4 protein-coding genes are annotated in these 17,122 nt (G+C 37.0%); all 4 read right to left on the reverse strand.

Going from position 1 to position 17,122, the window contains the following annotated elements; genetic code table 11:
- Window positions 1-36: 36 nt before the first annotated feature.
- Window positions 37-1,098, reverse strand: coding sequence for a VENN motif pre-toxin domain-containing protein (locus tag DK858_RS13855; RefSeq protein WP_458368156.1), 1,062 nt, complete (start codon window positions 1,096-1,098; stop codon window positions 37-39).
- A 103-nt stretch (window positions 1,099-1,201) separates the two neighbouring features.
- Window positions 1,202-13,000, reverse strand: coding sequence for a two-partner secretion domain-containing protein (locus DK858_RS13860; RefSeq protein ID WP_109397919.1), 11,799 nt, complete (start codon window positions 12,998-13,000; stop codon window positions 1,202-1,204).
- A gap of 81 nt (window positions 13,001-13,081) precedes the next feature.
- A complete protein-coding gene (locus tag DK858_RS13865; protein ID WP_228407334.1) occupies window positions 13,082-14,761 on the reverse strand; it encodes a ShlB/FhaC/HecB family hemolysin secretion/activation protein in 1,680 nt (559 codons plus the stop codon).
- A gap of 494 nt (window positions 14,762-15,255) precedes the next feature.
- The gene (locus tag DK858_RS13870; protein WP_109397921.1) at window positions 15,256-16,635 is read right to left on the reverse strand and encodes an APC family permease; all 1,380 of its coding nucleotides are present in this window, start codon (window positions 16,633-16,635) and stop codon (window positions 15,256-15,258) included.
- Window positions 16,636-17,122: the final 487 nt, after the last annotated feature.

Below are 17,122 nucleotides of genomic sequence, written 5' to 3' on the forward strand. Positions count from 1 at the left end.
TACTCAAAGACCAAAATAAAAAATATATAAATAGTTTCATTTCTCATCCTCTGGTTTTAGTTCTTCTGTAATTATTTTATTTGCTGATTCAGAACCAATAGCTCCAATTGTACTTCCAACAATACTTGGTACTACTGATACACTCGGCGGAGCTGTAATTGATGGCATTACAACTAATGGGCGCTCTTTAAGTCCGCTAGACCAAGGATTAAATTTATTATCCAGACGATGAGTTAGCCATTTTGTGCCTCCATAGCCGACTGTTGAACCAGCTAATGCGCCTCCCATAGAGACCCAAGGTGATTGCCCATCAATTAAACTTGAAATACCTGCACCAGTTGTATTGGTTGTGAGCGTTCCCCAATATCCCATTCCTGGTGTTATTCCTCCTGTTAATAAAGAAGAACCGAAGCTTGCATAACTAAAGCTCGTTTCTGGATCTGTGTAAATATTATACCCTTGCATGCCTAAATTTGCTGTGCCCGTAGTTGTTACACCTATCACACGGCTAGCGACAGTTGTGCTACCTAACCAACTCGATACATAAGGGCTAATAGCCTTACTCATTATTGGTAAACCTAATGTTGTCGTTGCAATAACGGCTCGTGGAATATTATTACCACGCTGTAACTCACTATAATGTTCAATGATAGGATCCAGTTTTTTGATACTATATTCAGCAATTGATTTACAATGAACATCACATTCTGCTGATTGAATAAGTAAAATTAATTCATCTTGCTGTTGAACCAAATGTTCTTTAGTGATCCTAGTTTCCATCGCTTTTTGCTGTTGTTCCATATCGACTTTATTTCCTAAGCCAACTAAATGTTTCTTTTCTTCATCCGTAGAAGCAAGATAATACTTTTCAAGCCATGAAATTATTTGTTTAGCTGTTAAATAATTATTCTCAACCACCACTTTCCCGGCTTGGGCGGCATTGGTAACGCCTGCGCTATTATCGCTGATTAACCCACCGGCAATGCCGGAAGCTAACGTTGCCCATGCACTTATATTCTGCTTTTCAGGCTCGGTAAGTTCTTCGGGGGTTTTGCCATAAAGTGAATGCGATAAAATACCCATGGTTTCGCCGGTCATCGCGCCCGTGGCTTGTGCTGCCGCATTTTCACCTTTTGCCAGTGCAAGACTGGCATTCACCAAACCGTGCGCTATTGTGCGCTGAATATCACTTTCAACACTGTTACCTTGAATTTGATTNACCTTGTGTAAATGCCGTAACGGCTTGAATAGCTCGGGTATATTTACCGCCCATGCCAAAGTCAGACTGGTTGGTATAATCCTGTAAACGTTGTTGGAAGAGGTAATTTTGAACATCACGCTCAGTAACGTTATCTTTAGTTTCTGAAAGGGCTTGGTAGATATCATCATAAGCAGTGTCTGAAAGGCGATTTAGTGTTGACTCGTCTTTAGCAATATTGGTGCCACGAATAGTATCAACCGTGGTTGCCAAATCGATAATCTGTGCACCAATTTCACCCACTAACTGCTGTTTCTGTTGGCGGTTTTGCTCTTTCTCTTTATCGAAGATTTTATTTAACGTACTGTGGGCGTTATCGGTATCTTGGCTTAATTGAGCGATATCTTGCTGCTGATTATCGCTATCACGCACTGTCCATGTGCCTTGCGATACCGCAGATTGAGTGGTATTTTCAGCGCTGTCACTGTGGTTGCCTGCCATGGCTAATGCATGCCCCATATTCGCCAGCATATTGCCCTCAACACCCCCTGAAGTACTCACACCACCAGATTGATGCTCAACTTTATATTCTGCGTAGTTATGGATATCACTAAAGCCTAATGTGCCTGTATCGAGCTGATTATTTTTAGCTTCTGCGGTACTGCTAATCACCGCGCCATCAAGCTGGGTATGTTTACCCACGCTAATATCAAACCCTTGATTGCCTGCAAATAAGCCCGTTTGTTCTTCTACTGAACGGTATTTGCTGTCCATTTTATCGCGGCTAAACGAAATATTTGCCGAACCACCCGGTGTGCCCATCACATTGACACTACCACCGACACTTTCACTCGATTGCTTCGATTTGTAGTCATCAATCGCTTGCTGGCTTTCAAGATGTAAATTTCCCCCCACCTTAGCAATGACTTTATCGCCTTGCGCTTGAGCGCCTTTTAAGGTCGTATCTTGGCCACTTTGTAATGTGAGCGTTTGTCCTGCATTTAATGTGCTATTGGTGTAATAGGTGTGATCGCCCTCTTCAAAGCCTTTCGCTCGGCTACCATTGGCATTAATATTTACCCCGACTCCACCCGAGCCCACTGTAACGCCAACACCAACAGAGGCGCTTTTGCTGCTGTTTTTGCTGTCTATCGTCTCTTGGTTTTGTGCTGATTGTAATGTGATATCTCGCGTAGCACTTAGGGTAAGATTACCACCAGCCTGTAGCTCACTGCCTGTAATAGTGATATCACCCTGCTCTTTTCCTGTTGCTGTAATAGCAAGATTTTCACCTGCACTTAAGCTACTGCCTTGGGCAATATCTTGTTGCTGTATACGTTCCGATTCAGAGGCGCTTTTACCATAAGCGACATTAACACCAATTAATGTTGTGCTCTCATTATCAGTGCCAGATTGCGCATTATCTAATGCAACCGCACCAGCGGCTTGAGCACCCGAAAGCCCCGCTTTAATGCCTTGAAGTGTGCTAATTTGGCTATCATCAGCTTCTTTAGATGCCTTATAACCTGAAATAGCGCCATTGATTGCACTTCCTGCAGTACCACTTAGTGCGACGGTAAAACCGCTCTGCTTAGTTTTGGTTTTGCTTAGCTCGGTATAACTGTTTTCGGTAGCCAGAATATCAACAGAATCCCCTGTAAGAGATATCTCCTTTTTGGCTATCATTTCACTGCCATCAATGGTGAGATTATCCCCTGAAGTGATGCGAATATTGCCATCCGTACTGCCAATCACACTGCCTTTTTGAGTCACCGCATTACTATTATTAAGCTGCTCAAATGCAGATTTACCTACAGTAAAGCCGATACCACCAGTACCACCAATGCCTGATTTTTTAATTTTTTCTTCATAAGATTGGAAAGCAAGCTCTTCTGCTGTGGTAAGCGATAATTGATTACCCGCCTCAAGATTGATATCTTGTGTAGCAATAATCTCACTGCCCTGTGCAATTAAATCATTGCCGGCAGAAAGAGAAATTTCATTTCCTTTTAGCTGCGTTCCCGTTGCTTGTTTATTATGAATTTCAGCATGCGTTGTTCGCGTTTCAGAAGAGCCAAACGATTTATCTTTCGTCACACTGTGTGCGATTTGGTCAATAGAGGAATAACCACTTTGTAATGAGACATCATTACCTGCAGTTAATCCTAGCGAGCCTGTTGCTTGAATATCCGTTGCAGTAAGATGAAGATCTTCGCCCGAAGTTATTGATATATCACCCGCATAAAGATGAGATCCAATCTCCTCTTCAGTGGTTTTATGCAGATAGTTATTACTATCCCAATCAATATTCTCTTGACGACGCGTATGAATAGTACCTAATTCAATATTTTTACCTGCGGTTAACGCCAATTGGCTGTTATCACCACTTGCTAAAATATCTGTTGCTGTTAACGTTAAATTGCGCGTTGCTTTTAATGCCATCTCACCATCGGGTGATTCTAAATAAATGGCGGCACCACGGTTTAGCCATTGGTCGGTACTATTACCCGATACGGTTGCTGTACTAATAATGTCATTACCTGCTTGCAGATTAATCCGGTTTTGTCCTGCAATTTGTCCGCCTTCATTTTTAATATCTTGCAACGCAAGCAAATCTACCGTTTGTCCTTTAATTAGCCCTTGGTTAATTAAATTATCAGTTGAAGCTTGTAAGCCTGTTTTACTTAAAATCGTGCCTTTGTTTTTTAACTCAGGAATATTATTTAAAATAACTTCACTACCTGAAAGCAATGCACCATTATTTTGTAAATCACCGGGTAGAACACGCGCATAAACCTGAGGCACTAATACTTTTTCAACGGAGCCATTAGGTAATGTGATCTCTCTATTGGTTAATAACACCATATCCGTTGTGATCATTGCCATCTGTTCAGAGGTTAATGTCACTCCCGGTTTAATGCCAAACTCTTCACTAAAGCGAATACCCGCATCCATTAAAGCGTGATATTGCTGTTCATTATCATTATGCCCATCTAGATATTGATTACCGGTTAGCTGAATAATTTGATCACGGACTATGCGTTGTTCATAGAAACCATCGCCAATACGTTTATGGGTATTATTGTGATCAACCGATAATGCATTCTGCATATAATCTGAGCTTAACCACTCTCTTTTATTGGTAAAACGAGAGTCTGTTTCAACAATATATTGGCTATCGGTTCCTTTATTGACATTAAATAAACGGTTTTCAGGAAGCTTTAATATAGGCGCTACGGTCTGAATTTTAACTTCTATTGTTTTCTCTTCTGCTGGTTTTTCTAATTGAGGAACAGTAATTATTTTGCCAATAGGAAGCTCAGGGTGTTTTTCTGACCGTTTTATTTCCGGTAATACGCTATTAGGCTGTGTAATTACCGTTTTTTCAGCGTTAAATGTAGAAACAGTATCACCACTTTCTAATACGATTTCTGTCGATTGATTACCATTAATCGTATCATCAAGTTTTTTCGTAGTTATTTTATCAAAGAGAGCAAGATCACTTTGGTCTGTTAATAAGCTCTCTTTATATCTTGTTAATGAGAGATCATTGCCCAAATCATAATCTGTTTTTTCAGGCGTGAGCGGGGTTAGCTCCGCAGTATCAACATCAACTTGATTATGATGAGCAATTAATCGACCGAATCTTCGTGTCGTAAATACTTTTATTTCACTCTGTTCACTTAATTCAGGGCGTTTATCTGAGGTTAGATCGGTATTTTCTTTATATTCCAATAAACCTAATGGTAAATCAGTAACCACCTCAAACGGCCCATATTGGGAATGTGAAGTTGAGCTACTTTTCTTCTTACGACCCGCTTTACGTTTACCCGGTCTTTTATGCTTTATTGCTGTACCTTCATGGTATTCAATACGCTGACCTGCAGTTTCCTGATTATTAATATGCATACCATCAATAATCAGTTTACCACCTGCAATAATATGGCTATCAATATTGTTTAAATTATCACCTTTTAAAGTGATATCTTTACCCGCCAATATTAATGCCGGATCACGATGTAATAATTTTGACTCTTCTGTAATTATCTTATATTTAAACTCATAGAAGTCTTTATATTGACGACCATTAATATTTAATAAATGCTCACGCGTATTAATGTTGTACCAAATTCGCTCATCATCAGAATCAAATTTATCGCCACTATGATCAACACCAAATTGATACATTGGTACTTCAGAAACTTTTTCCGGATCACTGATTTTTAAATAGAGGTCACGATTATTAATTTCTGAAACATGAGCAAATAAATTTCCACTCGCTTCAATTGATGCGCTTTCATTATTTAATACATCAGCGGCAACACTTTCTGGCAAGTTTTCTGTTTCAAAACCCGCAATAGCCATATCACCACCACTGTAAATAAGAGCGTGATTACGGTTATTTATTGTATTACTGAATAGCTGTAGATTTTCTCGAGAGGCTAATACTGGAGCAATATCTTTAAGCTGTGCATAATTATCAAATTGGTGACTTTTTAGCTGGATATTATCACCATAAATTCGTCCACCTGCTTGGTTATAAATTGTATGAGCTACTAATCCGAGTGTGCCGCCAAAAGCATCAATCAATCCTGTATTTTGCAATTTTTCTGAAATAGTTAATGTCAACTGTTTAGCACTAATTTCGCCATTACGTTTTTCATTATCATCAATACTTCTTTTGCTACGAGTCGTCACTAAATCATCACTTTCTACCGGGATTACTGACTCACTGTTATTTAAGTTCGTCGCTTGAAGTGAAATCTGCTCACCCGCATAAATAAATCCAGCGTTATGTATTTCATCATCTGAAAAGAGTGTTAAAGCGTTTTGCGATTTAATTGTGGCATCTTGTTCTAACTTAAAAGCGGTTTTTAATTGAATTTCACTATCACCAGCCGAAATAATTTCGCCATTACCACTCAGCTTTTCAGCCCATAAACGGAGCTGTTGTGTCGCTGCTAACAGCCCCTTTTTATTATCAATAGCTAATTTATTTTCATTTTTACCTTCAATAGCCAACATTGCAGCAGATATCAAGCCATGTTGATTATTAAGGTTTTCAACAGGGATTAATTTGAGTTGTTCACTGGCTTGGATAACACCTTGATGATTAAGCAAATCATTCACTGCAATATGAATATTATTGGCTTTTAAGCCTAGATTTTCATCGTCTGTTTGCTGATTATCAAGCTGTTGAGCCGTTACAGTGAGTTGTTCTTGAGATTGGATCTGTCCTATCTGGTTATTTAATCTCTGACTGAGCGTAATTTCAGTATTGTTACCCGCAAGAATAACACCTTGTTGGTTATCAATACTCTTACCGTTAATCAGTAAGTTATTTGCTGATAAAAGTGTTCCTTGCTGATTATCTAACTCACTTTGATTTAACTGAAGATCCAGTTTGTCAGTAGCTTGAATATGCCCTTTTTGGTTATTAAGCCCTGCAACGTTAAGTTGGGTTTCTGTCGTACCAATAACTTTACCATTTAAATTGATCAGATCATTTTGCCTGGTATTTAACTTAAGCTGACTATCTGATTGCAATAATCCATCAGTATTAACCAATTCTTGAGAATGGATATTTAACTCTTTTTTGGCGTATATGGTACCTTGATTATTCTGCAACTCGCCACTGTTAATGGTGACTGCATTAAGTGCGGTTATTTTCCCTTGCTGGTTATCAATATCACCACTATTTAATGAAATCGCACCAGAAGATACAAGCGTCCCTTCACGATTAATAAGTGGCGTATTGGAGTGGCTAATTGTTAATAAATCGCCAGAAGAGATTTTTCCTTGATAGTTATTTAACTGTTCTGTTTGTAGGTCTGCTTTTTGACCCACCGTTATTAGACCTTGCTGATTATTTAATTTTTCAGGGCTAATTAGTTTCAGCATACCAGCAACGGAAATTAACCCATTCTGGTTGTCTAGCTGCTTAACCGTGGCGTTCAGATTATGTTGAGTAATGATGCCCGCTATCGCGTTGTTATCCGTATTCGTTAGCTTGCCATCTGCATTAATGGTGAGCGCTTTAACGGCATAAATTAGCCCTTTCGCATTATTTATATTATTGGCATTAATGGTTAATTGATGGCTATTACTAGCGATGCTACCTTGTCTATTATCAAGATCGGTAGCAATAATAGTTGCTTGCTTATTAGTGGTTATTTTGCCTGCTTGATTAACCAAGTGCCCACTATAAATAGTCAGGTTAGCTAATGCGCTTATTAGCCCATTTTGGTTATTAATATTCTGTTTCTGCGTGTTAATAACGACATTTTGACTCGCACTAATCACACCTTTTTTATTATCAATTTCAGCTGATTTTAAATTTAACCCACCCTGCTTGCTGCCTAGTTGTGCTTGGTTATTAATCAGTTTTGCGCTAGAGATATTTAAGTCGTCATCAGAAATAACTTGCCCTTGAGTATTATTAAGCTCACCACTTTTTAGGTCTAATTTTCCTTGGCTAATAATGCCACCCGATAGCGTTTGACTATTGTTTAATTCATAACCTTGTGTATCTAAAGTGAAATTACTGGCTGAATAGAGTGTGCCTTGCTGGTTATCTAACGTTTGAGTTGTTAATTTAAAGCCGTTTGCCTGACTAATAACTTCGCCACCACGGTTGTTCATTCCTAAGTTATTAAGCAATAAGGATTTAGCAGAAAAGATATAGCCAGATTGATTATTTAAATTACCTGTTACAAGGTTTAATACCCCATGACTAATAATCCCTGCTTGAGACAACGTGTTGCTATTATCTAATTGATTATTTTTCGTTGTGATATCTAATTGCGTTTTGGCTGTAATAAGACCATTTTGGTTATTAATAGCACCACTTTCGATTAATACCCGTTCTTCTATGCTACCAATCTTACCTTTCTTATTATTGATATCTTCAACAAACAGTGACTGTTTAGCCGTTGACGTGATTTTACCTTCAAGGTTATCAATATTACCGGCGTTAATTTCTAATTCGCCTTTACTTATAATACCGCCACTTGTTGCCGTATCACTATTATCAATGCGCTGCTTGTCAGTGCTAATATTTAATGCTGTATTCGCCGTGATCAACCCTGCATGATTTAATAGTTCATGGCTGGCGATAATTAACTTGCCTGTTTGGCTGGCTAATACACCTTGCTGGTTATCCAATAACTTGGCTTTTATTTCGATATCATTATGGCTGATGACACCAAGGTCATTTAGTGTATTGTTATTACTAAATTGATCAGATAATTCTATTTGCAGTTTTTCTGACGAATAGATCAACCCCTCATCATTATCAAGTTTACGGCCTTCTAATACTAAGTTTTGCTTAAGACTTGCTAGTTTGCCTTGTTGGTTATTTAACCGATTGAAGGTAATTTTGCTACCATTCTCAGCCGTTAAATTCCCTTTATTATTGTTAATATCACCTGCATTAAGCGTTAAATTAGCTTTGGTTAAAATACCCCCCTTATTTTTGCTGTTGCTATTATCAATAACATTTCCGTAGGTATTAATTACCATCTCTTTTAGGGAGTAAACTAACCCAGAAATATTTTTGATTGAGGCTGAATCAATAGAAATTGTGCCATTATCAGCGGAAATAACACCGTTATTATTGATAATTTGTTGCTGATGCGTATTGATTATTGCATTGTATTTTGCAATTAGCTGACCATCTTGATTGTTGAGTTCGCCACTATCAATGGTGATATTTTTTTGGCTAACAATTCCGCCACTTTTCAAGGTTTGCGAGTTATCGATAGCATATTTATTTGAATCTAAATTAAGAGAACCTTGAGCAGAAATAACTCCACTACGGTTGTCAATTTGATGTGTATTTAAAGTCAGTGATGACTTCTCACTTCCTAAACGACCTTGATAGTTAATTAAATCGCCATAAGATAAAATATTCTCACTATTGCGTGCAATTATTTTACCAAGTGTATTATCTAATTTTCCTTGTGTTTCAATGGATAATGCATCGTGGCTAGTGATTTTTCCTTTAGTATTATTTAACTCTCTCCCCATTATAAGCGTCATTAATTTATTAGAGACAAGTGATCCTTGCGTATTATTTAACGCTTCTTTTGTCTTAATTTCTAACGTCTCAAGAGCACTTATTTCTCCTTGGGTATTGTTTAATTTGCCATTAGTTAAAATATTTACTGAAGTATTACTAATCAACTTGCCTTTGGTGTTATCTAATTCACCCGTTGTAATATTGAGTGTATTTTTACTAAAAATCTGACTATTGGTTTTCGTACTTTGGTTACTTAAACGCTCACTTTGAGTATTTATGGTGATGTTATTAGCACTGATTGAACCATTATCATTAATCAGTTGTTTACTGGTAATTGATAAATCGCTATTTAGGCTGCCTAATATGCCTTGTTGATTAATTAAGTTACCACTTTTAATGGCTAGCTGATTAGCGGAAACAATACGACCTTGCGTGCTATCAATATCACCACTATTAATAGTTAATGTCCCTTTTGTTTCGATACCTTTATTACCCTCAATTGTTTGACGATTAATCAGGTTATCACGCAAAGTTAATTGTAATTGTTGAGGAGAAAACAGATGTCCTTGGCTATTATTTAGCGATATTCCTTTTAATGCTAAATTCGCTAACTCACTAAGGATCCGGCCTGATTGGTTAGTCACCGTGTTAGTTTGTAAATCAACTTGTTGCTTGGCTAGGATCTGTCCTTGTTGATTATTAAGGTCGCCACTGTGAATATTTAATCCACCTTGGCTAACTATTCCGCCACTTTTTTGTGTTTCACTATTCGTTATTTTTTGCTGGTGGCTATCAATAATGAGATCTTTACCGGTAATAATCAGTCCAGCGTGATTATTTATCGCACCTGTTTTTAATGTTGCATTATCAGATAAGGTTAATCGACCTAATTGGTTGATAAAACCGGCTTTGGCTGTACTTAATTGCAATTGACTCGCGCTAATATCACCTTGGCTATTATCTAATAATCCCGTATTCAGTAGTAAGTTTTGTGTTGCCTGAATACCTTGATCTTTTTGTGTATCACGGTTAATTAACTGCTGGTTATTTGAGTTAATGGTGATATTAAATGCTTGTATTAACCCTGATGTATTATTCCAATCTTGAGTATTAGCAGTAAAATCGCCGGGTGTAACGACTTTACCCTGTTGGCTATTAACCGTTTTACTTTGCAGATCAATACTGTTTTTAGCATTGATAACCCCTTGGCTATTGTTAATATCACCAACGTCTAGATGCAACGCCTCTCGGCTAATAATACCGCCAGATTGATGCGTATTTTGGTTATTTAACTCGCCGCCTTGAGTCGCCAACCTCAAGGATTTTTCTGATTGAATAACCCCTTGGCTATTATCAATTTTATTTGTCATTAATCGCAGTCTGTCTTGCGAAACTATGGCACCTTGTTGGTTATCTGCATATCCCGTTAAAGTGATATTTAATCCATTAGCGCTAATTTCACCTTTAACGTTATTTAATGTGCTGGCTTTTATTTCGCTATTGCTTTTACTGACAATTTTCCCAGCCGTATTATCAAGCTTATTGTTCAGGGTGAGGTCAATTGTTTTATCGGCATGAATATTGCCTTGCTGGTTAGTTAATATATTACCATTAAGTTTAAGGGTGTCAGCGGATATCAATGCGCCTTTATTGTTTGTAATGGCTTCTTTGGCGATTATATCTAGGCGACTTTGGTTTAAGGTTCTTACCTCACCTTGTGTATTATCTATCTCTTGAGCATTGAGTGTTAATACGCCTTGCGTCTGAATATTACCGCGTTGGTTACTGAGTATTTTTTCTACGTTAATTGATGTTAGTTCAGTACCTGTTTGCTTTAAATTAGCATCATTATGGTTAAGATTAACTGCATTAATTTCTATTTTTTTCGCCTGAGTTGTGGCTTTTTCTAAATCTAAATTTTGCCCTTGTAGAAAAAGCTGCCCCGTTGTTAATAAGGAGCCTTCTTTACCTAATAACGTGTCGGTTTTTAGGGTGATAACACCTTGTTGAGGCAGTGAGATTGTGCCTTGTGGATTATTTAGTGCCGTTGTTTTAATGATTAATTGACGACCAAGACTTTGAATATCGCCACGTTGATTATTCATATTTTGATGATTTAAAGAGAGATTTCCGGCGGTATTAATCTCTCCTTTTTGGTTATTGAGTACAACGGAATTAAGTTTTAAATCATGACTACCTGATTGGCTTAATTTACCCTCACTATTATCAATCAGGTTCGGCGCAATAAGTTGAAGCTTATCACCGCTGATCTCACCTTTACGATTAATAATCTCTGTTTTAGCATTAAGCATGACTGTATTGGCATTAACTTCGGCTAGCTCTGTTTTAACTTTCCCTACTGATGCCGTAATGTGTAGATCTTTACTTTGTGTTTTGCTGTTTGAAATATCAACATTTTTGGCAGTTAAATTAATTTTATCGCCACTTAAATGCTGACCAGCAGAAATAATGTCATCCGTTATATTCAAAGTTAGCGAGGCAGAATTAACGGCATTACCACTATTATCAATACCAGCACCGAGTTGGCTCTTTTGTGTTGCCAAATAACCTTTAGCATCAATTTGAATATTCTCTTGAGCGACTATTTTGCCTGATGCGGTTTGAGAAACGTTTTCTGTTGCTTTTAACTGAATATTATTTTTAGCTTGCAGTGTGCCACTATTAACAAGATCACCTGAGGTATTTAGCGCTAGGTTTTTATCGCCAGCAATCACACCTTGGTTATTTACACTTACCGTATTAATTTGTAATTGTGCTTTAGACTGAATTAGTCCGGTATTTATTAACTGACCGTTTTGATTTAGTGTTAAACCACCGGCTTCAGCACCAATTTCGCCTGCATTGCGCACACCAATACCATGCTCTGTGCCAACCAGTTTAATTTTGTTGGCATACATACCACCCACCAGTGCGACATCAATGGTATAATCATTTTGTTTCGCTACCGAATTATCTTGGTTAATCACATTGCCATTATTATCTAATTTATTTTTACCCGTCGTAATTTCTAAGTTATTAGCTTGAATACGTGAGTTAACTTCTACAGCACGCGCTAAAATACGCGTGTAATCACTTTGGCTATCATTTAGACCACGTCCAGAAATAACTATTTTTCCGTTATTTATTTCATAACCAGAAATTGCGCCGTCGTGTGTTAATGCATTACCTGCAACTAACGTGGTATTTACGGCATTAATAAAGCCACAGCCTTGGCAACTAATACCCACTGGATTAGCGATAATAATTTCCGCTCGTTTACCAGCAACTTCAATAAAACCATTAAGTTGACTAGGATTTTGGCTATTAATTTCATTTAAAATAACATTCGCTTCGCCTTTAACCAGCCACGGATTTCCCGTCACCATTCCAGCTAATTGTGTTTGTGTATCTTGTAAGCTGTTATTGAGGATCGCACCTTTATTATCAACATCAAATTGCGTAAATTGGTTTCGTGAAACACCATGTTGATTAGGTTGCTGAATATTAACCTGTGCTATGCCATTACTGGTTTGTAATACCGTTGCTTGTTGGTTATTTGGCGCATGTTGATCTGCAATAATTTGACTGGCTTGCACAGAAAAGCTGACCATGCCTTGCATCAATAATAAAATAAATGCCACGCTATTTAGCGAACGTTTAATGGATGATGAAAAAAGAGTATTACGCTTATTATTTTCACCACAAGATTTAGTTAATTCAGAAACAACAACCATTGATTGTCGAGTACGATTATAAATAACGCGATAACATAATTTATTCATGTGTAAGATCCTTGCCTAAAAGACAATATAAACTTCATTTAATTATTATTTTTTATTTAATATTTTAGTTAATGCTATATTTTAGTAATTAAAGTGAATGCTAAATCCTAAATTAACGTGATCCGTTTTAAAACCATCAGGTTTTGATAATGGCGTACCAATAAAAGTGTCATATTTTATTTTTGATGAGAATAGTGAGCCTTTTATTCCTATAACGCCACCAGCAAGATGTTTACCTAATAAACGAGGATTGTCCGTATTATCAGTTAATTTACCGTAATCAATACCTAAATAAGCAAAATGCGCTGTAGAAGGATATTGCCAACTTAACGTATTTTGCACATACCAACCTTCATTGGCACTTAAAGTTCGTTCACCATCAAAACCACGAATTGTCCAGCGGTTACCAATAGCCAGTTTATCTATTGCGGTTAATGGATCATGGGTCACTTGTCGGCGATAGTGCCCTTGATAACGAAATGCTTGTTGTCCTATTAATATAGGAATTTCTAAATCCGCTCGCCATGTCAAAATATCCGCTTTATCTGTTGCATAATAATTATCTAGGTAGGCTTCTTCATAAGCAGGAACAGAACCAAACCAACGCGTTCCTCGTTGATAATTCACGCTACCTTCAAAAGTCGCAAAAGAGAAATATTGGCGATGCGATAAATTAATTAACCAGGAGCTTACTCTTCGACGCTGTATTTCAATTTCAGTATTATCAACATAGTTACGTAATACTTTAGCTTGAACACCATAGCGCAATGCGGTTTTACTGCTTTGATTACGAAAAAGTGTATAAGATAATCCCATATTCACATTTTCACTTTCACCCGAATAGAGAATATCTTTTAAATGCCCTGCAACGGTTTGTGAGTAATCATAACGCAACGCATTGATATCAAATAACCAGTAACCAAAAGGTACGGAATAGTGCACCATTACGTTCTGATTATTTTTATTACCAGCAAAATCTAAGTCACGTTCAGTAGAAACATAAAATAGATCACTAAGAGAGAGTGGATTATCGAGTGATAACATCACACCACCTTGATAGCGTCCTGTTGCTGGTGATCCTGCATCATTGAACCACAATGAAGTATGCCAGAAACGTGATTGTTTTCGTTTTATCACTATATCGCTTTCACCCGCATTTTCGCCTGGCTTAATTTCCATTTCAGCACTAACAACGGGTAAGCGCTGTAGGTTTTCTAACCCTTGTTCAATATCTCGCAAATCGAGTAATTGTTTTTTATGCGCAGGCATACTGGTATATAGTAAGGCGTATTTATCTGAGTCATCAGTAAACTGAACATTACGAATAATACCTGGGACTATTGTTAAATATAATGTTCCACGACTAATATCTTGTTCAGGTACAACAATACGCGTGGTGATCCACCCATGCGTTAATAGGCGATTTTGCATACGAGTGACGACGGTATTTATTCCGTTTATCCCCAAACATTGCCCGATAAATTCAGACTTAAAAAGAGCCAAGTTAACCCAATGAGGAATAACCTCTGCATTAGTTATCTCAATGTGTTCGATTGTAAAACAGCGCTTTTCTTTTGTTCTATTCTCTTTTTCTTCATATTGGCTAATATCAAAATAGATATTAGGTATTTCTGGTGTTAATTGCTGATAAAGCGCTTCTTGTTGGCTTTGATTATGCTGTTGTTGTTGATTAAATATTTCCGTCGCTTTTTCAGAAGCGTCGGCTGAAGATATGGGAATATTAAATAGTGTAAAAAACACCCATAACTTTAAAAAAAGTATAATTTTTTTCATATTATGTAATAAACAGGGGCTGTGATTTTAATTGTATTTATTTAGGATATATCTAATCTTTAATATTATTGATATTAAAAAATGTAAAGTAAATATTAAAAATTGAATAACAAATAAAATAATGCAATTTTATTAATATAAAGATTAAAAAAAGCAACCTATGTTAAAAAATCAGCTTTATATAACAACAAAAATCACTTAATAAATTCATTAATATTAATGAATTATAAAAATTAAAATGAATTACAATTAAATTATAATTATTTATTTAATTAAAAATTAAATTAAGAAATTTATTTATTATTGAAATATTTATTCGATATATAAAATGCTATATTTATCTTTTGTTATTCAATTCTTATTGATACTGTTAATTTAATACTGACCATTTAACATACAAAAAAAATGGCTTCATTACTGAAGCCATTTCTACACTAATTTTTATAACTATTTTTATAGCCTTACTTTTCTGGCATTTGTGGCATTGGTCGACGGAAACGGCGAGTGAGCCACACCATATAAAGTATACCAATTGCGCCCCAAATAAGGCCTAATTCCATAGAGCCTGGTTCAAGGTTTATCCACAAGACACCCATTGTCGCAGCACCAATGAGAGGTAATATCAGGTAATTAATGTGATCCATTAATCCTTTATTACGGCGCTCACGAATATAGAACTGTGAGATAACAGACAGATTCACGAAAGTAAACGCCACTAACGCACCAAAGTTAATTAATGCCGTTGCTGTCACTAAATCAAAGAACACTGCACCTAAGGCTAAGAAACCGACTAATAGCACGTTAAATGCCGGTGTACGCCATTTAGGGTGTACATAACCAAATGTTTTCTCTGGGAATACTCCATCGCGACCCATAACATAAAGTAAACGAGCAACACCTGCGTGAGCCGCCATACCTGATGCTAATACAGTCACACATGAGAACACTAAAATAATAGACTGGAATAAAGCACCAGCAACATACAGCATTATTTCTGGTTGTGACTCTTCTGGATTTTTGAATCGTGAAATATCTGGGAAATACAATTGTAAAAAGTAAGAAACAGCAATAAAGATGATCCCACCAATTAGCGCAGTTAAGAAAATCGCTTTAGGGATAACTTTACCTGCATTTGGTGTCTCTTCTGACAATGTACTGATACCATCGAATCCTAAGAATGAGAAACAGAGTATTGTCGCTCCGGTTATCATAGGTATCAATTCAGCATCCACAGATGCAAACGGTCTAAAGGTCCATAACTCCCCTACACCTTCTCCGTTATAAACACCGTGAATAAGTAATCCAACAAACACAACCATTACTGCAACTTGTACAATAACAATTGCTGTATTTAAGTTAGCAACAACGTTAATACCACGCAGGTTAAAGAACGTCATTAAAGCAACTAAGCCAAATACAAAGATCCACGGTTCAACGCCCGGGAATATTGCTTGTAAATAGATTTTCGCCAATAAAATATTGATCATTGGCATAAATAAATAGTCGAGTAAAGATGACCAACCTACCATAAACCCAACATAAGGACTCATGGATTTTTGAGCATAAGTATACGCAGAGCCTGCTGAAGGAAAACGCTTAACTAATTTTCCATAACTTACCGCTGTAAATAAAATGGCAATCAATGCAATCGCATACGAAGTTGCTACGTGACCATTCGTAATGCCAGAAACGATACCAAATGTATCGAAAATAGTCATAGGCTGTAAAAAAGCAAGCCCCATCATGACTACTTGCATTAGAGTCAAGGTTTTACGTAATTGAACTCGATTGTTAGCACCAGTTTGGTTAGTGCCGATAGAGGAGATAACGTTATCTGACATTAGCGAACCCTCCCATAACTTCGGTGTGAGTATTAGATAAACTCAACCGACAGTTACTGGGAAGACTTCGCATCTGCCTATAAACAGAATAGAATGAAGTTTTTAAGGATGTGTATGTGTTTAGGAGACGCCGTGCTCCGTAGTCATCGTTGCCCGCAGTGCCGTTAGGCCCGACTGCGAAAGAGAATAATTGTACCATATTAGCATTCCTCTATCATGACAACCCTTTCTCTAAGGGGCTGGCTGCTAATCAAATTATGTTATCTATTCAGACTCAAATGAATCTGACCTCTTGGTGTAGTAATAAGTAAAAACGCAAAAAAAAACCGATGCACTTTAAACGCATCAGTCATATTTTTAGTGGGCGCATTTTGCACGTCTCAGACTTAAATAGCAATACATTTTCATCAAAAAACCCCCTTTTTTTACGATCTTTTCAATTCTCAAACTAAGTCAACATGTAACGCTACATTTTATTAACAATAAT

It is taken from the genome of Proteus faecis, from assembly GCF_003144395.1.
GTDB lineage: Bacteria > Pseudomonadota > Gammaproteobacteria > Enterobacterales > Enterobacteriaceae > Proteus > Proteus faecis.